The organism is Paenibacillus qinlingensis, from assembly GCF_013204845.1.
Classification (GTDB): Bacteria; Bacillota; Bacilli; order Paenibacillales; family NBRC-103111; genus Paenibacillus_E; species Paenibacillus_E qinlingensis.
Genome location: NZ_JABMKY010000005.1, coordinates 72,713 through 97,691, shown reverse-complemented (window position 1 = coordinate 97,691; position 24,979 = coordinate 72,713). Strand labels below are relative to the sequence as shown.

The following is a 24,979-nucleotide window of genomic DNA, read 5'->3' as shown; positions in this document are numbered from 1 at the left end:
CAAAGTTGCTCGATTCATGCAGTCGCAGTTATGGTAATACCAGCTTCAACTCTCCGAATGCAGACGTGCTCGACCAGTTATTGGATGTTCCTGCCCATACCGTCTGGCTATGTCGACCGTTTCCATCGTCCTCATCATTGTTCGCTATGTCGAAGCCGATCAACATCCCAGCGGATGGCGTAATACCGAGGGAACTCCATGGAATCGCCATTTCTACACTGTATCCAGCCGCCGTCACAGCCCATGCATGTTGCACCCCATTCGTAAGGCTCCGCGCCTCGAATAGGGAATTGTCGTTCCAACCTTTGATGTACTGCCGATCAAAGCTGTCATAGGTCGCGCCCTGGTTATGATCTCCGTCGATATAAATCTCGACAGAATCATCGGAGTAAGGCTCGGGCGAATTGTTGTACAAATTTCCGTCGGAGACGGTGACCCCGACATATAAGTACGTATTATCCCATATTACACCAAATTGTGTTGTATTGTTAGAGGTAGCGAGTACGTTTTTGTTCGCTTGATTCGTTATCCCCCATACCGTTTCGTTCAGCAAACCATCGACTAGGATGGCAGCATTTGTTTTGGTCACTGGGATCAGCGTATAGGAAGCGTCCATCGTGACACTGACCGTGTTGCTCGCTGCCGAGACATTGTTTTCCCCATCTTTGGCTTTCACCGTAAAATTGTAGCTAGTTCCCGGCGTTAGCCCTGTGACTGTATAAGTCGTCGAAGTTACCGTTGCAACTACATTGCCGCCTTGATAAATTTCGTATCCGGTAACACCGACATTATCCGTAGATGCCGTCCAAGACAATACTGCGGTCCTGTCCGTGTGCGAAGGCGATGTCAAATTCGTCGGGGCTGTAGGCGGCTGCGTATCCCCGATGGAGACGGAGGATAGCTGCAGGGTCCCAAAACCTGACGTATTCGTCCAGTTATCGTTCGTACCGGCCCACATCAACTGGCTTTGCCGGCCATTCCCGTCGTCCGTATCATTGTTCGCCACGTCGAAGCCAATGGTCATACCAGCGGTTGGTGTTAGACCGAGCGTGCTCCACGGAATCGCCAGTTCCACGCTGTAGCCGCCTGAAATCGGGGCCCATCCATGCAGAACACCGTTTGGCATTACTCTCTGCAGCCATAGCGTGCTGTCATTCCAGCCCTTGACATACTGCTGGTCATAACTGTCATACGTCGTACCCTTATTATTGTTGCTGTCGATATAAATCTCGATGGAGTCATCATAATAAGGTTGAACCGATGTATTATACAGATTACCATCGATGACTTTGACGCCTACATATAAATAATTATTGTCCCACAACGTACTGAATTGGGTCGTATTGTTCGGAGTTCCGACAATCCCTTTCTTTACCTGCTTAAACGTGGACCAACCTTGTTCGTTAAGGGATCCATCAACCGAAATGGCGGCGATTGTTTTCTTCGCTTGAACGAGATACGGGTCAGTCGTAACGCTGAGCAGAGCGCTCGCTCCAGACACGTTGCCTGCTGCATCCCTTGCCTTTACACTGAATGTGTAGTTAGTATTCGCTGTAAGATTGGTCGCGGAATATGTGTTGGACGTTACGGTTCCTATCAAAGTTGAACCATGATACACCTCGTATTGGGTTACGCCGGTATTGTCCGTGGATGTGTCCCAAGTTAAATCTGCCGTGGTCTCATTTTTGGATACTAAGCGCAAATTTCCAGGAGCCGTCGGCGGTATGAAATCGCGATCATGAACGACTTTCACATTGTCAAATTCAACACTCGTTTTGAAGGCATATAGACCTATTTTTCCTGAGGCATGACTTGTATCCGTAACAGTTAATTCCTTGAAACCATTCACATATAATTCGAGTGTGCTGTTGTTTAATACCGCAGTGAACGAGTAAACTTCATTCGTCGTCATCGGATAATTTTTCTGAGTCAGGATCGTGACGGTTCCGTTCACCGATTTGCCAATTTGGAGCTTGCCAGCTTTGATTCGGAAATAGTAAAAATTGTTCGAATCGAGATAGCGAGCCGTAATACCGGCTGCCAGGTCAATATCATTCTGGGTAAGTTTGATATTTGTTTCCACGCTATAGTTGGCATATGAGCTGGTATCCACCGTGCTGAACGCATTCGTCGACAGCCAAGAAGCTTGCTTGTAAACCTTGGACCCGCCTGATGTTACGACAGACCAGGTACCGTTTGCAGCCGTCCAACCATCCGCGACCCCATCCTGAAAATCGTCGATGAAGGCAAGCGTGCCCGGACCTGCGGCAGTCGTCGCAGCAAGCGTATTGCTAGCTGCCGACGTGCTGCCTGCGACATCTACTGAACGAACCGTAACCGTGTACGTTCGGTCAGGCAATAAGTTCGTGAGTGTATACGTCGTGCCTGAGGTAGCAGCCACCTGTTTGGATCCGACGTAAATGGTATATCCGACTACGCCTGAGAGATTGGAAGGCGGACTCCAACTCAGGCTGAGGCTCGTGAGCGTCGCCGATGTTGTTGTCAGATTCGTCGGCGGCGCCGGCGGAGGTGCCGTCGTCACACTCAGCGAATTGCTCACAGCCGAGAGATTGCCCGCTCCATCTTTGGCTTTCACTGTAAACGAATAGGTTGTGCTTGGCGTTAAGCCGTTTACCGTATAGTTTGTACTCGAAAAAGTTGTAGTAGCTCCGACATATACACCTGCGTTGTAAATGTTGTACCCCGCCACACCGGTATTATCGGTCGAAGCCGTCCATGACAGGTTAACGCTCGTGGACGTATGCGACGGAGATGAGAGGTTCGCAGGTGCTGTCGGCGACTCCGTATCCGTTCCTTCGCTCATCAAGGTGTCGCCGTAAAAAACACCGGTTCCGTTCGTTCCGATATAGACACGACCCCATGTCTGACGGTCGCCTTCCATCGTATTGGCTTCAGCGCCGATCGCCGGATCAGCTACGTCGATTTTCACCCAGGTAGCTCCGAAATCGTCTGAGCGGAAAATACCCACGGCATTGTCCACCTTGCCATATACGAAAACTGTGGGATTCGGAGAGCCGAGTTTATTTTTACCAAATGCAAACAATGTCGCCTGCTGCACATTCGGCAGCTGTGTCCAAGAATCGCCAGCGTTACTGGAACGCCAGAGACCTCCCCCATCCAAGCTGACCCATACTTCGCCCGCCTTACCTGGAGCTGCCTTGACGCTGAAATACGCAGGAGTTTTCGCAGGTATGATCGGCAACGTAGACGCAACCGTCCAAGACGCTCCTCCGTCTATACTTCGGAATAATTTCCACGTGTTACGTTCCAACAGATAGAACGTATTGGTATTGACGCGATCGGACGCCAGCGGTTGATACCAGACCCAGAAATCGTGAACGGTTCCGGATGGTGCCCCTGTTCCCGGTGTCCATGATTGTCCCCGGTCGGTTGAAAATAACGGGCTTCCGTGCTGCGGGACCCAGACCATCGTTTCGCTGCCAGCAGATACGGCGATGCGGCCTGCGATTCCGGGCGGATTAGGAAATGCCGTCCAAGTTGCTCCGTTGTTGGTGCTGTAGCCGCCGCCCCCTGAGCCGGCATAACGGGTGGAACCTACCCGAGCGATGAAGTTCGGATTACTCTCTTGAAAGTCGATCGAAACTGTATCGCCCAGAGACGGACTGCCGAACTTGCCGCTTGGATACGTCGTAAGCGACGTATGACGCAAGCCGTCGACGTCCGCATGCCCGCTCAATAGCGGTGCTCCGATCGGTGTACTGCGCAGGGCGAACGTCACCACTTCCTCATGCCCCTGTTCGTACGTATACCAGTGGGACGGACTTGCCGTAATATCATCTGTCCGCCATGTGCCGTAGAAGTCGGTTAACCACACCCGTTTAGGAAAATGCGGATCAATGGTCAAGGTTGATGTATTGGCAGCAAACCAGTTACTCGTCCACCAAGGAACATTCGGATGTTTCACGAAGGTGATTTGCGACCAATTCAAGCCTCCATTGGTCGACCGGTAAATCGGTGCTGGCGTGTTCGAACCATCTTCAATCGCCGTCATCACGATGTTTGGGTTGGTAGGATCTACCGTAATGCCGTTGTATCTTCCCGTCGCTGGTGGCGAAATGTCGGTCCATACGCCGCCAACAAACTTGGTAACGCCGGTATCATAAGTTACATATAAAGTGCCATCACCGGACAGTACGACTCGACGAGGATTTAGCGGGCTTCCATTCATCAGCGTCCATGTCGTCCCTCCGTTCACACTCTGGTAAATGCCGGTGCCTTTAACCCCTACATAGATGGTTTGAGTTGATATTCCCGGAGATCCTGTGCTTTTATCAAATAAAACAAAACTGAGTCCAGTCGGTGCCGCTCCAAGGGTTGGAAAGCTAGTAACCTGCTCCCATGAGCCAGCGCTGGCGCCGGATGTACTTTTCCACAGCCCATCATAACGAGTTCCCATGTAAATGATTTGACTGTTGTTCGGGTCTACCCCAAGCCGTTCACCCAAATCTCGTCCTGAGCCGTTTCCATAATGCCTGGGAGCGAAACCGGTTGACGTCCATGTTGTTCCCCGATCAGTTGATTTCAGAATATCCGAAGGAGCTCCGACATAATCGAACTTGCCCGCTGCCACGTAAACCACATTCGGATCCGCTGGATCAAGGGCGATGCTGTCAATGCCGTACAGATTGTATTTCTCTCTTGGAAGCGCATTCAATAATGGAATCCACTTCTGATTAACCGGGTCCCATCGTAAGGCTCCACCAACGTCGGTTCGAATATAGACGAGATCCGGCTCTGTTGGATGTATGGCGATCCCGGTTACAAATCCGCCGCCTCCGATACTTACATTTTGCCAATTGTAAGGCTCTTGTTGAGCGGCATTGACGGAAGAAGCGGATCCTAGCAACATACCAATCAGTAAGAAGAACATCATGAAACCGAGCCATTTCCACCTTTTCGAAAATTCCAAAGCAATCATCCCTTTTCCCTCCCATAATGGTGTTCATCTTGCTTAACTTGCAGCAATCATCCCCCTTTACGTACTGATACTTTGCTGAAAAGGCACAGCAGATGCGGCAGCCTGCACCGCCTAAGCGAATTCGTCAGCCTGCCGCATTGTTTTATTTACGTGCTGTTGCGTACCATGCGTTAATTTCGTCGTAGCTCGTTTGGCCACCGGCTTTTTTGAATTTTTCCGTGAAGGCATCGAATCCTGTTAACGGCTCTCCGCCGACGATGATTTTGACCGCATAATCATTGACCATCTGGTTGAGCTGCGCGTTTTCCTTGGAGTAATTCGGGAAGTAAGGCGCCAAGCCCAGTGGATTCTGCTTGAACACTTCTGGCTTCTGCAGCTTGTTCAGAAATTCCCAGCCCTTGTATAGCCGATCATCTTTGCGGACGCGAGCCTGCCAATAGATCGGATATTTGGTTTCATCAATACCCGTCAAATAGTTGCTGGCAGAACCGCGATCATCATTGAAAATCGGTAATATCGGGTAATAATTTCCGTCTTTGAGCGTATGGTGCGTGCCCTCTACGCCGATTGCAATGTTTTTGAACGTATCCGGTTCTAGCTTGGCGTCGATCCATTTGATCGCATCTTCCGGATGTTTGGAAGCTTTCGGAATAAAGGTCAGCCTATCAAATCCGGAAGACTGCGCCAGACCTGCTTGACCGGTCTTGCCTGCCAGTGCTGGAATGTACGCGTACGTAGCTCCTGGAATGTTTTTCTTGAGTGCATCGTCAATCGCCGGAATGTCGGCCCAATGCAACACGATGGCACCCGCCTTACCATTCGTAAACTTCTCCTTCACGGTTGCGTCCTTGTTAATCGCGAACTCTTGATCGAGCAGTCCTTGTTTGTAAAGATCGGACATATAAGTCAGATACTCCTTAAACGCAGGATTCATCGCACGAGGTATCAGCTTACCGCTCACATCGTTCCAATCATTCACCATACCAAAGGCGCCGACGAGGTTGTCGACTAATGGATTGTCTCCCTTAATAGACATCGGAATATTTTTGGCTCCGTTACCACCAGGATCCTTCTCCTTGAACGCCTTGAGGACAACCAATAGCTCATCAAGCGTGGTCGGTACTTTCAGCCCCAGCTTATCCAACCAATCCTTGCGGATCATCAGGCTCGTGCCGACCGACTCGAGGGTTCGTGTCGGAATCGCATAGATTTTACCGTCGACTTTGGCCATTTCCAGGGACTCTTTGGACAAGGATGCTTTGATGTTTTTGCCGTACTTCTCAATGAGCGGAGTTAGATCGACCAGCGCGCCTTTTTTGGCATAATCAGCATAGATCGCTTTAGAGCTGCTGTCCCCACCTGTCGAGACGATGTCGTAAGGCTCGGAGGAAGCAATCAGTAAATTGAGTTTGTCCTCTGGCTTATCAACCGGAAGCGCTTCGTAATTAACTTTGTACCCCGTCTTCTCTTCCAGCATCATGGCGATCGGGTCTTTAGCAAAGTTTGGACCCAAACGCATAAGCGCTTTCAGTTCAGGCTTGGGACCGGCAGTTGCGGGCTGTGCGGATGGTGCAGGAGTGTCCTTCCCACCTTCGCTGCTCGAACCACAAGCGGTAAGAAGCATCAAACTTACGGCTACAGGGAGCGCAGCCCATTTCATCATTTTCTTCATCTTTTAAACCCTCCTATATAGGTAGTACGATTTATCATTAAGCAGCGGAATGGATTCCGCCGGCGTTAATGCACCATTAACCTTTGACGGAACCGATCAATACACCCTTAATAAAATACTTCTGAAGGAACGGATATACGAGCAGGATGGGCACGGTAGATGCCACTACTGTAGCAGCCCGGATACTTTCTGGTGACATATTCATCAGATCGTCGGCCGACTTGTTGAGCGCGTTTGCCGTATCGTTTTCCATCACGATATCGCGCAGATGCAATTGCAGCGTTTTGAGCAACGGATCGCTAATGTAGAGCATCGGGCTGAAGTAGTCGTTCCAGAAGCCGACCGCATAGAACAAGGCGATCGCAGCGAGCACGGGCATGCTGAGCGGAAGAATGATGCGGAACAGTATTACATATGTTTTCGCACCGTCAATCCGCGCCGATTCTTCCAGCGCTTCGGGAAGCCCTTCGTAATAGCTCTTGATCACCAGCATATTGAACACACTTATCATTGCTGGCAAAATGAGAGACCATAGGTTGTTCAGCAGGTGCAGTTCCCTGATCAACAGGTAATTCGGAATGAGTCCTCCATTAAATAGCATCGTGAAGACGAATAATAGCATGATTCCCGAGATGCCAGGCAAATGCCGCTTAGACAGTGGATAGGCCGTTATGGCCGTCACCAAAATGCTCAGTAGTGTCCCAACTACTGTCACGATGGCCGATATGACGAAAGCCCTGCCGAATGTGTAAGAAGTGGCGACGTTTATCAACGTATCGAGCTGGAAACCGACTGGCAGCAGACTCACCCGTCCTGATATAAGCGCCCAATCCGAACTGACGGATTTGGAGAACACGTGGATCATAGGCAGTAAGGTAATCAGTCCTAACACAATCATGAAGCCGTAGACGAAAATGTCTAATGACCAGTCGCTGAACGTTCTTTTACGGATATGCATGTTAAGCCTCCCTTACCAGATGCCACGGTTCAGCAGTCTTTTGCTGAGCCAGTTGCCGGATATAACGAGTATGAAACCGACGACCGAATTGAACAGGCCGACCGCTGTGCTGAAGCTGTAATCCATCTTGCCGAGACCCGTCCGGTAGACGAAGGTTCCGATAACATCCCCGGATGCGTAGACAGTAGGGTTATACATCGTGAGTATTTGTTCTGTTCCCGCATCCAGTACCATGCCAAGACGGAGAATGAGCATGAGGATGATCGTCGGCACAATGCCTGGAAGCGAAATATGCCACATCTGCTGTAGTCGACTCGCTCCATCGATCGAAGCCGCCTCATATTGCTCCTGCTCGACACTCGCGAGAGCGGCGATGAAGATGATCGCATTCCAGCCGATCTCCTTCCAGCCTGCCGTGAACACGACGACGCTTCGAAATACGTGGTTGTCCATAAAAAATGGGATCGGTTTGCCGCCGAGCCATTGGATGACGGCATTGACAAGTCCGTCGGAAGGAGACAAGATCGTCATGAACAAGCCGGAAATGATGACCCAAGACAAAAAGTGAGGCATGTAGATAATCGTCTGGATGGTCCGTTTGAACGCTCGGAACCGAATCTCGTTCAAGAGCAGGGCGATCAGGATTGGTATCGGGAACAGCAGCACGATCTTGTATACACTAATGAGCAGCGTATTCATGAACACTTGCATGAATTCTGTCGATTCTATTAGCTTGCGAAACTGCTCGAGTCCGACCCACTTGCTTCCTACGATCCCGTCAAAAATGTTATATTCCTGAAACGCAATCACCACTCCATACATTGGCGTGTATTTGAACAGCACCAGTAACAGCAGCCCTGGCAGCAGCAGCAAGTAGGTATCCCTGTTCCGCCATACCTGTCGCCACCTGCCTTCACGCTTGCGGGAAACCTTGACCTCCCCTGCCTTTCCATTCCATTGTGTGATAAGCTCGCTCATATTGTGATTGCACCTCCTGCACTTATGGCTTCATTGTACCTGCAGGATGGTGCGTCATGTAGGGGGCAATCCAACACTTTCTAGGTGTATCCTACTTAATTTTATCCTCTTTCATTGCCTTGAGACGGACGATCACAACAGTGCCTTCGCCTAGACGGGAACGGACAGATAGCCCATATTCGTAGCCGGCCAGCAGCTTGATTCGCTCGTTCACATTATAAAGTCCGTACGAACTGCCACTTCCTTCGGCATGAAGCAAAGGTCGCGATGAGGACAAGAGGCTGGAGGCCAGTTGCTCCTCCATCCCGATACCATCGTCTTTGACCGATATCTCCAGTTCGTCGCCACGCTGCTCCGCACGAATGGAGATGGTCCCAGCTTTGCGCTTGTTCTTGCGGATACCGTGTAACAGCGCATTCTCAACGATGGGTTGAAGCGTTAGCTTCGGAATGACGCACCGACTCGCCTCTTGATCCGCTTCAATCACGAACTCGAATGTAGAGGGGAAACGGTTCTGCTGAATCTCCAAATAGACTCTCGCTAGCTCCAGTTCATCTGCTACGCAGACATGATCCTTACCCTTATTAAGGCTGAGCCGAAAATAGTCGGATAGACTTTCGATCATATGGCTGATATCATCGGCATCACGTGAGATCGCCAACCAGTTGATCGTGTCCAGCGTATTGTAGAGAAAGTGCGGATTGATCTGTGCCTGCAGTGCACGAAGCTCAGCTTCCCGCTCCATCATTTTCGATCGGTAGGCTTCTTCCATTAAATCTTTCACTCGATTCACCAAGTGATCGACGACTTGTTCCAGTAAATAAAAATCGCTGCCCTTATCTGAACGTGATTCTTCCAGCCCTTCTACGCCCTCCGTGCGGATCGTCTTGAAGACCGATTGGATCCGGCGGTTCATTCCATTAATAATAAAAGCCATTAACATAAACACGAGAATTAGAAACATAATCGTCATACCAGCGATCGTCGCGATGCTTGACCACTGACTTAACGTGGTCGCACGGTGTGTCAGGCCAGTCTTGGGCACTTCCAGCACGAGCCGCCAATCCGCAGCTTTGATGGGGGCACGCATCTCAAATAAGTCCACGCCGCTTTCAGACCGTTCACGAATTCCCTCAGCATCGGATTCGCTCGCGAGCTTTGCTTTTGTGCCGATCAAGAATTGCTCCGCGCTGTAAATGATAGTTCCGCTGCGATCCACCATATAGACTCTGCTTTGAGCCGGAAAATCAAGCTCAGAAATGATGTCTGTAACCAGACTCTCAGGGACATCCAGCATAAGCACGCCAAGCGTTTGTTCAAAATTTCGCGGGTGTCTCAGTATGCGGGCACAAGAAAGAATCCGTGCCGGCCCCGAGTCCAGATAGTTTTCTTCGTAGATGCCCGTCCACACGATGCTGCCGCCCGCATTCAAGACCTCTTCGTGCCAAGGGCTTTCTTTCAACTTATCTAGCGGAAAAAGATTCAATAAATCGAAGCCGTATAGATTCGCTGGATCGGTAAAAACACGTGCCCTGACAATATCGGGCGCTGATTGAACCGATTCGAGCAAATTGCGCAGCTCCTTCGACTGGGCGATGCGCTCGATGATTGGATTAGCGGGGTCCAAATTCTCATACAGCTTATTGTTCATAAATATCGTATTGGATGAGTTCTGAACATAGTTAAGCCGCGAGTTTAAATTAATACCCGCCTGTTTCAACGTCTGCTGCATGGTCTGGGTCACTTCCTCCTGCAAAATTCGGGAGGATTGTTCATAATAGACGAACAGCATGATGCATGCCGGCAGGAAAATCAGCAGTCCGTAGACGAGCATCCACCTCCTGGCTGCCACAACACCTTCCCACAAATTGGAAGCACGGCTTCTTCTTTTTCGCAAGACCGTTTTCACTGAATCAACTCCTTTTGGATGGCAACGTTTCTTCTCCTATTGCTGGTCTCGGTACGTGCTTGGCGTAAGTCCGGTCATCTTCTTGAACAGCTTGCTGAAATAGCTTGGATCTGTATAGCCAACCAGCTCGCACACTTCGTAGAACTTGATGTGGGGATCTCGCAGCAGTTCCTTCGCTTTCGCGATACGTACCTTCATCAAATATTCATAAATCGTCTCGCCAGTCTCCTGCTTGAACAGCAAACTGACGTAAGTTTGGCTGAGGTAAACGCTAGCCGCAATCTCCGCAATTGCAAGATTCTTAGCATAATTCTCTGATATAAATTTCTGAATGTGTTCAATCACATTACTTGATCGTCCGCTCCGCTTTTCCTGAATCCAGCTGCAAACGTCATAAAGGTAATCGCTTACAATGTTTTTCAGTTCTACCATCGTTTCCAACTTCAGGAGTCGATCCAGCATCCAAGCTTCCTGCTCTTCCTTTTCGTGAGTAAGCAGATTAAGGTCAAGCAGCAACCTGCCGGCGAGCGCGATCATTTGCAGCCCTACCTGCCGACCATATTTGAAGCCGTCCTTACGGATTTGCGCCAGCGGTTCGAGGATGCTCTCCATTTCCAGCTCTAATCGTTTCTTCTCACCTGATTTCAGCACGGACACCAGTCGCTCACTCTGGCTGGCATCGAACCGGATCGGGTTGGCAACTCCAATTTCTAGACTATCCATCGTAATAACTTGGTTCTTGCCCATATACCACTTTTGGTCCGCAGCGTCGCGGGCATGCCGAAAGGACACCGGGAGCATATGGATACTTTCAGCGCGTTCGCCTACCCCTATCGTGACACTGATCTGCAGCCAGCGCCGCAGATTGTCGCGGACCGCCTCAGCCAGCATAAGTAAAGTTGCCTCTGGGTCTTTCATTTGATCGTCAAGCACCAATAGTCCAACGTATTCAGCAGCTCTGTTCTCGAAGGCATACCCATGCAGGTACTGATCGATGAGTTCTTGAACGACGTTCAAGAGCGAATAAGACAACAACTGTTTGTCTCTCTCTGAACGGCTGCCGAGCACTTCCTTGGAATCGTCAATGGTTATGACGAGTACGAGATATGTCATTTCGAGCGGCAGCTCTAGATTCAGAAATGCTGCTCTTTCCCGCAGCGCCTCCGGCTTTGCGTCCCCATCTTGGATCAGCGCCATCAGAAACTTCTCCCTAAGCAGGGGCATACTCTGCGTCAATTTTACCTCCATGTCTTTAAGCCGTTGCCGCTCCTTATCTTCCCTGCGTAAGTCCCGCACGACACCTTCGATGACCTTTTGGAGCTCAGTCCGTTTAACCGGTTTGAAAATATAATCGGCAGCATGAACCTGCAATGCCGAACGCAAAAGGTTCGCTTCATTGTGGCCGCTGATAAATACGATTTTCGTCTCCGGGAGCCGCTCTCGAATCTCCCTTGACATTTGGATGCCGTCCATGACTGGCATCATGACATCTGTCAGTACGATATCGGGCTTCACTCGCTCGATCAGCTCAAGTCCAGTGTCTCCATCGTCCGCTGTTCCCGCGAGAACAATCCCGTAGTTGCTCCACTCGACGAATTTGCTGAGCCCTCCTCGAACAGCAGGCTCATCGTCGACAATGACCAGTTTATACATAATTTCTGTCTCCTTATTAGAAATTGACGGAACGATCTTGAATAAAAATACACAAACAGCTTTCGCTGTTCCTCTACGGCGAGCGCGAATCCATTTGTGCATCTAAGGTAATTTAATTACAGTACCCTCTATTATAAGAGTTTTTGGGAACATGCTACAGGGGGAATCCTACTATTTCTAGTCTGATGTGACTGACTATATTATCTATTTTTCTACTAATGATGGCCATGCATGTACACATTACAAATAAACCCGTGCATGTCGCACGGGTTTTACATATTTAAACCTAATTCACCTACTAGAACTAATGATAATTATAATAGTAAAGCCTTTTCGAGCGCTCCCGTTGCCCCAAAGCCATCATGGTAATCAAGTTTCTTCCCCTTTTTTTCTGCAAGCTCTCTCACAGCCCACATCGAAGAATGTTTAATGGCACCTTTTAAAATAATAACTACATCTGCATGATTGATAATTCGTTGAAAGTAGTGCTCTATCGGGCCACCTCCCGTTTTACCACTATGGTGCTCTACAATTAATCCTCGCTTTTCACCCAGTTTTTTAAAAGTATTTGTTTGACTTCCGCCAATTATTGCAACTGTCTTCATGATCGATTCCTCCATTCTATTAGCATCTTGATTTAACTCTTCCGCAATCTGTTATAAATATCCTAACTCATTATACAATAATGTCAATAGGTTTACTCGGAATTAATTCAGGAGATATTACACAAAATACTAACCATACAAGCATTTAATAGCCCAAAAAGCTGTTCCTTTAAGAAGAGGAGCAGCTTTGGGGACATCGCGTTTAATTGAATTGCTATTCTTCCGTACTCCCCAGCTTACGTGAAACTAATTCTGCCGAAGCCATTACAGCCTTAATCGCCTTCTTTTTAAGCGCCTCATTAAAGCGATACTTTGGACCGGCAATCGACAGACTGGCAACTAACGTACCTCGGGAGTCAAAAATCGGTGCTCCTACAGCAAAAACGTCTGGATCCGCCTCACCTTGACTTAACGTGTAGCCCTGCTCGCGTATTGTTTTCATTTCCTCAAGTAACAGCTTATGATCAACTTCAACTGGCAGTTTTCCCAACACAGTTTGAATAACTTTTTCACTTTCATAAGCTAAAATCGCTTTGCTCGAAGCTCCTAAATGTAAGGGAAGTATCCTTCCGTTTTCGGTGGAATATTGAATAAGTGCTTTACTTTTAATATTTTGTATACAGATGGCATTCGTTCCTGAACGTATAAATAGCAGAGAGGTTTCATTCGTGTCCGCTGTCAATTCCTCCATAATCGGGAGAGAAAGTGGCACAAGTTCTCTATGTACCTGCTGACTCAAGCTTCTAGCAAGATCCAGAATTCGCATGCCTAGTCCGATCTGTCCTTTGCTCCTGCGTTCAACAATTCCGTTTTGTTCCAAAGTCTGTAGAAATCGGTATGTAGAGCTTTCCGGAATAGATACCTTTTGGGCAATATCACTAACGGAAAGGGAGCCATCGGCTTCTGCAAGTGCAAATAAAATATCAAGTGCTCGATTTAATGTTTGGGTTCCATTCATAGTTCGCACCTCGTAGTTCGTACTCATATTCACCTCCTTTATATTCGTCTGCTCTAACCGAATTCCTTTAATGCGGAATTACTTTAACTTACAAACCCTATGATTTCCTAACGCCCGTTGCTATTCTCCCGCTTTTCAATAGTGTATAGGCGGATTGAATATCCGCTGTTAAAGGACGATCCTTTGCTAGAAAAGGTACAACAGAACGAATTTCATCATAAGCTGCTTGTGTACCTTGGCCAAGTTTAACTCCCGCTCGCAAGTCAATAGCTTGCACTGCGTGTATGGCTTCAATGGCTACGATATAATACAGCCGATCTATGATTTCACCCACCTTACTAACGACAAAAGGAGCATTGCTGCTATGATCTTCCATATCACCGGCCAGTGAATAGTAATCGGCTGAAGATGGATTAGATAAGTGGCGGATCTCCGCATCGAGTGCGGTAAACGTTTTCTGAATCGTGCTGAATGCTAGTGTGCTCTCATCGGGAGATAAAAAGCGGCTTAAGCCTGTAAACGAGGACGTGCTGAGTTTGATCGTGCGGAAGCACGCAACCTTGGATACGTGGCTGAGGGCGATGCCCAGCATTTCAAAACCGAGCACCCATGTCAGCGGCTCGAAGTTTGCGCAGGATACGATGCGATCCTCCTCTTCCAGCACGCAGGGGTTGTCATCGGATGCATTCAAATGAATATGCAGCGCGGCTTTCACAACCTGCAGCGCATCTAAAGCTGCGCCGTGAATATGGCAGGCGCTGCGGAAGCTAAGCGGATCCTGAAGACTAGCAGACTCCTTATGCCAAAGTCCGCTATCCGTTAAAAAGCCGCGAACCCGCTCCGCGCTGCTGCCTTGGCCTGCATAAGGGCGGAACCGCTGGACGCTTGGGTCCAGCGGTGAGACATGCCCTTGAAGCCCTTCAAGGGAGAGCGCGTAAACCAAATCAGCGAGTTCAAGGAGCTGCTCGCATGCATAGAGCACAAGCGCTCCCGTGCCTGCGGCGACCGCATTCGAAGAGACGATCGCCAAGCCGTCTTTGGCTCCGAGGCTAACCGGCGCTAGCCCTGCGTGTTCTAGCGCTGCGGCAGCGGAAGTGCGAGCACCGGCGTACATGACATCGCCTTCTCCGATGAAGGCAAGACCAAGATGCGACAGCAGCGTGATGTCGCCCGCGCCGACAGAGCCTCGAAGCGGCAGCAACGGATGTATGCCGGCATTTAAGAAATCGGCATATTGCTTAGCAATCGCCGGTGCTACTCCCGTCCGTCCGACGAGCAGGGAATTGAGCCTTGCCAACAGAACGGCACGAACCTGTTCTTCGGACGCATACGGCTCTATGCCTGCAGCGTGCGCGTACAAAAGGTTTCGGTTATACGTTTCAAAGGCTTGCGCTTCGATAATTCGATCTTTATTGAGTCCAACACCGCGATTGAACCCATAAACAGGTTCGTCCTCTTCAGCCTTCTTTAGAACAAATCGGCGCGATTTTTCGAGCAGTTCCAAGGCAGACTCATCAATTCGCACCTTTACGTTATGGACAGCGACGGCTTGTATATCTTCGATAGTTAGTCTTTGTCCATCCAAAATAAGTATATCATCCAGTTGATCCACCATCTTCTCGATTCCTCCCTGCTGCTAGGCTGTCCTGTCTCTGTTAAACAGGAATGCTATCTAAGGCATACGCTGCCAACTCGATGCCGAGTGCCTTTTCAACTTCTGGATAAACCGTTGGATCTTTTACACTGGAGCTTAAAGGGACATATTGTTTGTTGATAGATAAAACAACGAGCTCGGCCCCTACCTCGACATGCCCCACGCTAACAGGCAGACCTGTTTCAGCAGATAATGTTGTGATTACATCTGGATAGGTAGTTAAGCGTTTACCATCCTTGCCGTCGACCGCCATATATTCGTTCATAACATGTAGGGTTAACGTGTCACCTGGTACTTCAACTTCGATTGTCCCAATATCAAAAGCACCGGAATAATGAACATTGCGTTTAACAACGATGCCTTTCCCAAGAATAGTTCCTTTTGTCTTACCTACAATGGTATCAATAACATGATCAGCACCCTTAGGTTGTGCAGCGATTATGGCTTTGCCTAATTCAATGGCAATAGAAATGCCGCCAATTGCAGCATGCTTCTTAATATACGAAGCAGGCAGTGGATGACGCGCCGATGCGATAAAGCCTCCAGCTTGATCAGCCGCTGTACGCAAAATATTGGAAGTCTTCGAAGGAGAGCCTTTGACGACGAGTTCCAGATAGGAACCCGTTTCACGCTTGCCTCCGACGACGACTTGAATCGTTTCATAATCCTGCAGCGCAGCAAGACCCATCGAACCCATTTTACCTGTAGGATGAGCCCGAATATCGCCAGTAGCATCCACAACCACTAGATCAAGTAACGCTGCTGGAAGCCAACCATTAATGGTGCTTGACATCCCATTTTGTGGCGTCATCACACCAACAACTTTGCCTTCATAGTTCTCTTGCAGCAACTTCACGGCTTTAATATAGTCCGTCCCCAGCATCTGCCACTCTGTACCAGCCGGGGCTCCTATAGCTGTTGCTGTTATAATGATGGCATCATCCGGAAGTTCATCAACTGAAACCAGCTTGGGCTGACCGATGTTTACAGCTGCATGTCCAATTTGTAATCCATGATCGACCCATCCACCGCCGCCACAAGCGAAAACGGACCCTCCTCTTACAGCCGCCCACACATCTTCTTCTGTTAATATACGCATGTCTATTCCTCCTATAAGTTATATAAACGTATTGACTACATCTCGTTAATTCGTTTGAATCCAGCGAATATCTTTGAGGCGCACTTCGTCTGCCGATTCTTCATAACCGGCATCCGCATACCGTAGAACCCCTAATCCCGTATCATTATTCAATGTTGTTTCCAAACGAATGTCACTTTCAGTCGTTCCGTCCGCTACCAAGGTTACACCAGCGCTTGTCATATAACCTGCATAACCGCCTCCTCCCGAATGGATTGTTACTAAGTCGGCCATAGAGGAGCAATTCAGCATCGCATTCAAAAGCGGCCAATCTGCAATCGCATCGCTTCCATCCTTCATGCGTTCTGTCATAATGTTCGGGTGTGTCATGGAAGCTGCATCTAGATGATCGCGTGAGAATGCAACAGGTCCTTGAAGCTTACCTTCTCGTACCATTTGATTCACAGCTAAGGCAAGCTTGGTGCGATCTCCATGACCGAACCAACCGATTCGAGCTGGCAATCCTTCCACGGGAACATGCTCACGCGCTAAACGGATCCAATTCGCAATGACTTCGTTGTCGGAGAAAGCTTCCAAAATAAAAGCATCAATCGCTTGAATATCGCTAAGTTCTCCACTAAGGGCTACCCAACGAAAGGGTCCAATCGCCCTTGCAAATAATGGCCGAAGGAAGGCTTCGGTGAAAATGTCGATGTCGAAAGCGTTCTCGACACCGTACTCCTTGGCCTGTGAGCGAATATTGTTCCCGTTGTCAAAAACGATTGAACCTCGCCTTTTCAGCTCCAGCATAGCTTTTATTTCTACAGCTATTGATGCACCTGCATCGCGCTGCAGCTGCTCTGGATCATTCTTCCTAGCTTCCTCAAGCTCTTCCACTAGATACCCAGACGGCACATAGCCATACACAAGATCGTGCGCAGACGTCTGGTCTGTCACAATATCCGGTGTGATCCCGCGACGTACAAACTCTGGATAAATGTCAGCAGCATTGCCGATTAACCCTACAGAAACCGGCTGTAGGTTTTGAACAGCTTCTTCAATCCACGATAATGCCTCATCCAAGCTTCTGGTTTTACGCTGCAAATAGTTCGATTGCAAGCGACGATCTACACGTTCTTCGGACACCTCGACGCATAAAATGGCAGCTCCGGCCAAAGTACCGGCTAGAGGCTGAGCACCTCCCATACCGCCTAAGCCTGCCGTTAATATGAATTTCCCTGCGAGACTTCCATTGAAGTGCAATCTAGCAATGCTTTGGAAGATTTCATAAGTTCCTTGGATGACGCCTTGTGAGCCAATATATTGCCAAGCAGCTGCAGTTAAGCCCCCCCAAATCAGCAGTCCTTTTTCCTGCAAATGATAGAAGTTCTCGCTTGTAGCCCAGCGTCCGACCAAGTTACAATTCGCCATGACAATAAGAGGGGCAAATTTATGCGTTTTAAAAATACCAATCGGTTTGCCGGATTGAATAACTAAGGTTTCGTCCTCTTCCAATTCCTTAAGCGTACTTACGATAGCGTGGTAAGAGGGCCAATTTCTTGCTGCCTTAGCTAGTGCCGCATATACGATGAGCTCTTTTTGGTTCTCACCGTTTTCTAGCACATTCTCTAGCATTCGGAGCAATGCTTCCTGACGCCAACCCTTACAACGGAGTTTAAGGCCTCTTGCTGCTGTAATTCGTTCCACGATCATCTTCCTTTCCTTCACACGATTACGTAACGAGCATTAGCTATTTAGCTTTTGGTCAAATACCAATACAGATTGGATCAACGCGTGAACACCGAGCGTAACGTCTTCATAGTCCGTCCATTCTTCGGGGCAATGACTGCGTCCGTCTCTGCTCGGCACGAAAATCATCCCAATGGGAGCAATACGGGATAATTGATTGCCATCATGCCCTGCTCCACTTGGTAATCTGATCGTTGACGCTGTAACGGAACAAGCTTCGTGAATAACCTGCTGTACTTCGGTATCGACACGAATTGGTTCTGATTTCGACAAACTGTCAAAGCTGATATGAACCCCTCGTTCTTCTGCAATTCGATTTGCTTTTTCCCTATAAACAACAACCATTTGTTCTAGAATTTCAACGTTAAGCGATCTTATTTCCAACTCAAAAACAACCCTGCCCGGAATGACATTGGAGGCATTGGGTTCCACATATAGTTTTCCGATTGTTCCTACAACTGGCTCCGAATACGTTGCTCTCGCTATCGACTCCAGTTCTAAAATGAGCTCCGAAGCGCCAGTCAACGCATCCCATCTCATTGTCATTGGTGTCGTTCCTGCGTGATTTGAAATGCCCTCTACGGTAACTCGATAACGATGAATGCCTACAATGCCAGTAACAACGCCTAATTTCTTATCGGATTGTTCCAGAACAGGTCCTTGTTCAATGTGCAGCTCCAGGTATAAAGCAACATCGCCAGATTTACGAGCAAACTGAGATAGACGTTCAGGCTGGCCGCCTGCCCGATGAATGGCTTCCTTGAGTACCAATCCGTTAGGATCTTGTCTCAGCAGCATTTCCTCGGATAAATTATTTACCATGCCTCTGCTTCCTATTGTTGAAATACCAAATTCGCTAGGCTCCTCGGCCGTGAAATCAACCACTTCTAATGGATGCCTTAATTGGATTCCCACCTTTTGCAGAACTCGAACTAGCTCCAAACCGGCTACGACACCGATTATGCCATCAAATCGACCTCCGCCGGTCACTGTATCGGTATGAGACCCAATGAGAATCGGCTTAAGCGAATTATCGCTACCCGGTAATGTGCCAATTAAGTTGGATGCCGCATCATACCTCACATCCATGCCTAAGTTCTGCATCTGCTGTTTCAACCACTCTCTTCCTTGTTCATACCAAGAAGTAAAGGGTCTGCGCGTCCATCCTGGTTTGCTAGAATCAACGAAAGCGGCGAGTTGTTGAATATCATCCGTAATTCGTTCTTTGCTGGGTTGTGTAGGGTGCAGCTCTATCATAGGAAAACCTCCTTCTTCACGGCAGAGCCAGCGATAAACCGACCAAAACCAGGCTTTACTTTTATTTCATGCCCATCATAAACCGTTGTTCCACGAACAATGGTTTGCACCACTCTCCCTTGAACCTCGCGTTGATGAAAAGGCGATAACTTCGAATGGGATCTAAAAGCATGCTCATCAATCGTCCACGTCTGGTTAGGATCAATCACGGTAAAATCCGCATCATAGCCGCCTGCGATTTTACCCTTCCCATGAATTTGAAAAATTTCAGCAGGATGCTGTGACAACCATTTGGCAAACACAACAGGTGAAATCCCCCTATTCATCACGGCCCATTCAAACAATAAGGGAACGATGATTTCCACCCCAGGCATACCAGATGCCGCGTGAAAGATGTTCTGACTGCCATTATTTTTCTTATCTGCCCCCCAAGGCGCATGATCAGAAGTAATAAGATCAATATTTCCTAGGAGCTGATGCTCCCGCATTCCTGCCGCATCTTCAGGGAGCCGAAGCGGAGGATTATTTTTGGCTTTGGGTCCAAATTTCTCCAAATCATGAACATCGAGAAGTAAATAGGGATAGCACGTTTCGGATGTCACATCGACTAGCATCCCCTTAAATATCTGAATGAGATCAATTGTCCTTGGATGACTGACATGGACAATATGCAGCTTAACCCCCGTCCAATAGGCAAACTCCATGAGCTTCAGCACGGCACTTGTTTCCGTAACCGGAGGTCTTGTTTCCATATGCGCTCTGGGATCCACACGTCCCTCTTGCTGGTAAGCTTCAGTAAGACTTTTTATGATGTCATCGTTTTCTGCATGAAATGCAGCTCTAAGGCCAGTTTGTCGTATTAACGTCATTGCCTTCATTATTTCTGAATCCGGTATGAGAGGAAACCGATAGGGATCGGTCTCGAACGTAGACATTTTAAAGGCTATGGCTCCCGCTTCAGCTAATGGACCAATCTGCGGAGTCCCTTCCGTTTTCGCAATGGTTGCCCATAATCCAATATCGATCAGCGCTTCTTGCTCTAACCTTTGAACTTTTTTCTGAAACTGAACGACGCTGTGAATCGGCTCTGGCAGATCATAAGGCATATCTAGAATCGTCGTTAACCCACCAACTGCAGCCGAGGCCGAAGTCGTCGTAAATCCTTCCTGCGGATTGCTGAAACAGTGCACATGCGCATCGATCATACCCGGAAAGATGAGACATTGACCAAAATCTTGTACACTTCGTGCTTGCAGCTGACCGACTGCGGCAATCCTGTCAATTTTGCCTTCTTTGACACCAATTTCTCCATATAAAACTTCATTTTCCATAACGATATTGCCTCTTATAATTAAATCAAGCATCATGCCATAACCTCTTCCATGTGGAGTAGATATTTCGATTATATGCTGTCTGAATTCCCTTGAAATTCGGGCTTCAGCCGATTTCGCTTGACCAACGATTTATTAGATATAAACACACCCAGTAAGATGCAAATACCACCGCTTATCTGCGTCCAATGAACGTCATCGCCGAGAAATAAAAAACCAGTTAATATGGCAATGAATGGTGGTAAATTATTAAATAAGGACGCCGTTCCTGGTCCCACGATGGCTACGCCTCGAATTCACCACAATCCTGCCAGGACATTTAGAAGCCCGCCTGCAGCTAGCAATGACCACATGAATGGATCTCCATGTATCTTGAGTTGTCCAATCAGACTTTCACCTGCGACAAGAGGCATCATTAGCACACCTCCAACCAACGTGGAATACAACGAGATTGAAAAAGGTGACATTCTTTTGGATAAATGAGGTGTAAACAACACACTGATCGAAAAACCAAGCATTGCAATAAGCAGATACACGTCACCTATGGAAACTTTCAACGACTGTCCATTGAAAGTAACAATTACCATGACACCCAAAAAGCCAAGTAAAGCTCCAGCAACCTTCAACCAACTAAATCGTGTTCTCAGAAAAATAGCTTCTAAGAAAAGTGTTGCTATGGGCGCCACTGCATAAATCAAAGACGCATTAGCAGCTGTAGAAAATTGAAGGCCGATAAAATACAATGGCTGCTGGATCAATGTAAAAAAGACGGCAGACCCAAGCAACAACAGCCATTCCCTCCTTGTCGGTTGCTGGATAACTTGAGTCCGAGATACAGCCAATAACAAAACACCTGTTACACAAATTCGTAAGAAAGACAACAATACGGGTGAGAAAGCACGAAGCAAATAAGCGCTTAATACATAAGTAACACCCCAAATTATGGCTACAGCGAACAACCCTGCGATTGCAGATTTATGCTCGGACATCACTTGCACTCCTACTCTGTGAGTTCTCAAAAACGATCATAATTGAGGGGCAATTTGCTTATAAGGAAGTCGGTCATTTTCTTCAAGGGACCACTTCTTACCATCCACGAGCAGCGCATCCACCTCTTCGTTATAGAAGCTAAGTAAGCCCGCTATTTCATGAACCTCAGGAAGAGCTTCCGCGTAACTCCAAGCCACATCTTTGAACGTTCTCCCGCCAAGCGTTGCCGACCAATAGGAAGCAATTCCCTTGTAAGGGCAGCGAGTCACGCTATCCGAAGCGGTAAATAGCTCAAGTCTTATCTCTTCCTTCGGCAAATAATACCGTGGTGTAAGTCCAGTTTCGTAGAGGATAACGGGACGATGACTATCAGCCACAACCTCTCCTCCCACAATCACCTGAATGTGTCGAGAGCTTTGGATTGCATCGATTCGAGAATAGGGATCTCGTGCATGCACGAATATCTCTTCTTCCTCCTCGAACCAAGCATCAGCCTTCTTCCAAACGAAGGAAACATAGTCCTTGAGGAAGCTGCTTTCAGAGCTTGGATCTGAGTAACTCCAAGCAGCCCGTTCAATCGTTTGGTCACCAATTTGGATATCCCAGTAAGCGGCTTTTCCTTTATTTACGTGTTCTTCGCTATGCACCGCTACTGTCAGAAGTTCAGTACGAACATCGGAACGAGGGAAGTAATAAACCGGCAGCTTCCCTGTTTCCGTAACAACGAGTACTTGCTTGCTATCAGCAACCGTTACGCCTCTGAAGATCACCCGGATCCATCTCGGACTAACCTCTGCGCGAATCTGCCATCCTGTGCGGTTACCGTCTCTTAAAGACCACTGCGGATCAACATGTGACATTTATTTCCCTCTCCTTAAACTCGTACTGATTGAAATCGATTAGCAGGCCGTTGTAAATATAAATGATCTCGCAGCGTTCTTCCGGTGTATTCGGTACGGAACAACCCTCTGCGCTGCAGTTCTGGAATAACCAAATCTACAAAGTCATCGAGACTTCCTGGTAAATGTGGAAACGCGATATTAAAACCGTCAGCCGCTCCATGAATAAACCACTCTTCCAGATGATCGGCAATTTGTTCCGGCGTTCCGGCAATACCTCGTTTGTTCGTAATTCGCTGGTACAATTGACGAAGTGTTAACGTTTCTTGCTTAAGAATCTCGCGAATACGCTCGAGACCGCTCTTACTTTGATTGAAGCCATCAATCTCTGGCAAGAATGGCAATGGTTCGTCTAATGGGTAAGACGAAATATCCTGACCTAGATAGTGTGATAGCAAATCCAGCCCTAACTGCTGAGGGGTTAGCTCCTCAATAATCGCTAACTGTTCTTTGGCTTCTGACTCTGTTCTCCCGATAATAGGCATGACACCAGGCAGAATCTTCAATTCATCTCTGTGCCTATTGTATTTGACCATTCTTCCTTTTATATCTTCATATAACCGCTGACCATCTTGAAGCAAACCACCGGGAGCAAAAGTTGAACCCGGCGCGAAAACGACCTCCGCTTTGGCTGCAGCAAGCTCCTTCCCTGCCTCCGACGCACCTGCTTGAATCAGAACGGGGTGTCCTTGGGGCGGTCTTGTAACGTTTAATGGACCACGAACCGAAAAGTCTTTTCCTTTATAGTCAAGATTATGCAGCTTATCTTTATCTGCGAAATACCCGCTAGCTTTGTCAAAAAGTAAAGCATCGTCTTCCCAGCTATCCCACAAGCCTTGGGTCACATCGACAAACTCACTGGCTCGTTCGTATCGCAAAGCATGCTGCAAATGCTTCTCTTTACCAAAATTTCTAGCCTCTTCATCCGTCTGGGAAGTTACAATATTCCATGCGGCTCGACCATTACTCAAATAATCCAGTGTAGCTAACTTTCTTGCAATGTGATATGGCTCGTTATATGTAGTAGAAATTGTAGCGGCCAAACCGATATGTTCCGTCACAACAGACAACGCAGATAAGAGTGAAAACGGCTCCGGACGGATACTGTTAGAATGGCTGATACCTGATTCAAACCGATCCCAGACATACAGCTCGTCGGCATAAAAGAACATATCAAACTTTCCACGCTCTGCCGTCTGCACAATCCGTTTATAATAATTAAAATCAAGCAGTCCTTCTGCTTCAGCTTTCGGGTGTCGCCAACTAGAGATATGTTCTCCAGCAGGAAAGTACATCATCGCGCCAAGCGCCATTTGCCGTTTTACTTTGCTCATTTTCGTTACGCTCCTTTTATTGGAATTTCGTTTATTTTTTGATTAAATCTTTGGAGAGCAACCATTCTTTGGCTACATCCAGCGCAGGTCTTTGTTTCAATTCAACTTCACTATTTAATTTCTGCATCTCCGCATCTGTAATTTTGCCAGCAAGCTTATTCAAGACAGTTGTCAGTTCAGGGTGATCTTTCAGGACAGCATCACGTACTAATGGAACCGCATAGTAGGGTAAGAACACGTGTTTATCATCTTCCAGTACAACAATAGGTTTCACCGTAATTTGGCTATCTGTCGTGTATAGAATCATAGAGTCAATTAACTTTTGATCGATCGCTTGGTAAGCAAGGCCCGGATTCTGAATCGTTTTAATCTCTTTGAACTTGGGATTGTACGTTTTTAGAATTGGCGGCCATGCATCGGGGCGGTTGATGAATTCTTCACTTGCTCCGAAGGTGAGTTCACCTGATTTTGCAGCAAGCTGTGAGGTTGTTTTAATGCCAAATTTCTCCGCTTGTTCTTTACGTAACCCGAAAGCGTAAGTATTATTAAAACCAATTGGATCAAGAACTGTGATCTGATTTTTTTCTTTCAAGTCCTTTTTGACTTTGTCATAAGCTTTCTGTGGATCAAATTCTGCTTCAGCTTTAAGAATGTTGATCAGTGCTGTCCCTGTATATTCCACGTACGTATCCACTTTGTTTTCTTTCACTGCACTCCATAAAAGTGAGTTATCAAGTTTGGTGACATCTGTTTTAAGTTTGGTGTCATTTTCAATTAATAGTTTAAGCGCATTTGCCAAAATGTCAGACTCCGCAAAACCTTTGGTGGCGATTTTAATCGTATCCGAAGAGCTCGAGGCTGATTTGGAGCATCCGGCAAGAGCCGCTGTTAAAACGATGGCTACCCCGATCGTTACCACTTTGTGCAACCAATACCCTTGCTTTTTGCCTGATTGTTGTTCTAAGAATTTCATTGAAATGTTCCCCTTTCGCTG

18 protein-coding genes are annotated in these 24,979 nt (G+C 47.7%); all 18 read right to left on the bottom strand.

Features of this window, described 5'->3' with window-relative positions:
• Nucleotides 1-28 precede the first annotated feature (28 nt).
• The 18 genes from HQN88_RS37605 to HQN88_RS12380 all read right to left on the bottom strand — a co-directional run bounded on the left by HQN88_RS37605 (nucleotide 29) and on the right by HQN88_RS12380 (nucleotide 24,958).
• A complete protein-coding gene (locus HQN88_RS37605) occupies nucleotides 29-4,960 on the bottom strand; it encodes a sugar-binding protein (protein WP_246320202.1) in 4,932 nt (1,643 codons plus the stop codon).
• A gap of 142 nt (nucleotides 4,961-5,102) precedes the next feature.
• Entirely contained in the window at nucleotides 5,103-6,632 is a 1,530-nt protein-coding gene (locus HQN88_RS12460) for an extracellular solute-binding protein (protein ID WP_173111838.1), read from the bottom strand.
• Nucleotides 6,633-6,708: 76 nt separating this feature from the next.
• Nucleotides 6,709-7,590: a carbohydrate ABC transporter permease gene (locus HQN88_RS12455; RefSeq protein ID WP_173111836.1), complete on the bottom strand. Its 882-nt coding sequence runs from the start codon at nucleotides 7,588-7,590 to the stop codon at nucleotides 6,709-6,711.
• A gap of 12 nt (nucleotides 7,591-7,602) precedes the next feature.
• Entirely contained in the window at nucleotides 7,603-8,568 is a 966-nt protein-coding gene (locus HQN88_RS12450; RefSeq protein ID WP_173111833.1) for an ABC transporter permease, read from the bottom strand.
• Nucleotides 8,569-8,659: 91 nt separating this feature from the next.
• The gene (locus tag HQN88_RS12445; protein ID WP_173111830.1) at nucleotides 8,660-10,477 is read right to left on the bottom strand and encodes a cache domain-containing sensor histidine kinase; all 1,818 of its coding nucleotides are present in this window, start codon (nucleotides 10,475-10,477) and stop codon (nucleotides 8,660-8,662) included.
• Nucleotides 10,478-10,513: 36 nt separating this feature from the next.
• Nucleotides 10,514-12,130 (bottom strand): response regulator, encoded by a 1,617-nt coding sequence (locus HQN88_RS12440; RefSeq protein WP_173111827.1) that lies wholly within the window; start codon nucleotides 12,128-12,130, stop codon nucleotides 10,514-10,516.
• A gap of 314 nt (nucleotides 12,131-12,444) precedes the next feature.
• Entirely contained in the window at nucleotides 12,445-12,735 is a 291-nt protein-coding gene (locus HQN88_RS12435) for a DUF2325 domain-containing protein (protein ID WP_173111824.1), read from the bottom strand.
• A gap of 214 nt (nucleotides 12,736-12,949) precedes the next feature.
• Entirely contained in the window at nucleotides 12,950-13,720 is a 771-nt protein-coding gene (locus HQN88_RS12430) for an IclR family transcriptional regulator (protein WP_246320201.1), read from the bottom strand.
• Nucleotides 13,721-13,790: 70 nt separating this feature from the next.
• A complete protein-coding gene (locus HQN88_RS12425; RefSeq protein ID WP_173111821.1) occupies nucleotides 13,791-15,308 on the bottom strand; it encodes an HAL/PAL/TAL family ammonia-lyase in 1,518 nt (505 codons plus the stop codon).
• Nucleotides 15,309-15,348: 40 nt separating this feature from the next.
• Entirely contained in the window at nucleotides 15,349-16,446 is a 1,098-nt protein-coding gene (locus HQN88_RS12420) for a DUF917 domain-containing protein (protein ID WP_173111818.1), read from the bottom strand.
• A 45-nt stretch (nucleotides 16,447-16,491) separates the two neighbouring features.
• Nucleotides 16,492-18,138 carry a urocanate hydratase gene (locus HQN88_RS12415; protein WP_173111815.1) on the bottom strand — a complete coding sequence of 549 codons (1,647 nt, stop codon included), beginning with the start codon at nucleotides 18,136-18,138 and terminating at the stop codon, nucleotides 16,492-16,494.
• A gap of 33 nt (nucleotides 18,139-18,171) precedes the next feature.
• The gene (locus HQN88_RS12410; RefSeq protein WP_173111812.1) at nucleotides 18,172-19,431 is read right to left on the bottom strand and encodes a M20 family metallo-hydrolase; all 1,260 of its coding nucleotides are present in this window, start codon (nucleotides 19,429-19,431) and stop codon (nucleotides 18,172-18,174) included.
• On the bottom strand, nucleotides 19,428-20,798 hold the full coding sequence (locus HQN88_RS12405; RefSeq protein WP_173111809.1) for a dihydroorotase: 1,371 nt from the start codon (nucleotides 20,796-20,798) through the stop codon (nucleotides 19,428-19,430). The genes HQN88_RS12410 and HQN88_RS12405 overlap by 4 nt, the downstream gene beginning before the upstream one ends.
• A gap of 35 nt (nucleotides 20,799-20,833) precedes the next feature.
• Complete coding sequence (locus HQN88_RS12400; protein WP_173111804.1) at nucleotides 20,834-21,040, bottom strand: EamA family transporter; 207 nt, start codon at nucleotides 21,038-21,040, stop codon at nucleotides 20,834-20,836.
• 18 nt (nucleotides 21,041-21,058) lie between these two features.
• Complete coding sequence (locus HQN88_RS12395) at nucleotides 21,059-21,751, bottom strand: DMT family transporter (RefSeq protein ID WP_173111801.1); 693 nt, start codon at nucleotides 21,749-21,751, stop codon at nucleotides 21,059-21,061.
• 36 nt (nucleotides 21,752-21,787) lie between these two features.
• Complete coding sequence (locus HQN88_RS12390; RefSeq protein ID WP_173111798.1) at nucleotides 21,788-22,612, bottom strand: DUF427 domain-containing protein; 825 nt, start codon at nucleotides 22,610-22,612, stop codon at nucleotides 21,788-21,790.
• Nucleotides 22,613-22,626: 14 nt separating this feature from the next.
• Nucleotides 22,627-23,985, bottom strand: a complete 1,359-nt coding sequence (locus HQN88_RS12385; protein ID WP_173111795.1) for an LLM class flavin-dependent oxidoreductase — start codon at nucleotides 23,983-23,985, stop codon at nucleotides 22,627-22,629.
• A 31-nt stretch (nucleotides 23,986-24,016) separates the two neighbouring features.
• Entirely contained in the window at nucleotides 24,017-24,958 is a 942-nt protein-coding gene (locus HQN88_RS12380) for an ABC transporter substrate-binding protein (RefSeq protein WP_173111792.1), read from the bottom strand.
• Nucleotides 24,959-24,979 lie beyond the last annotated feature (21 nt).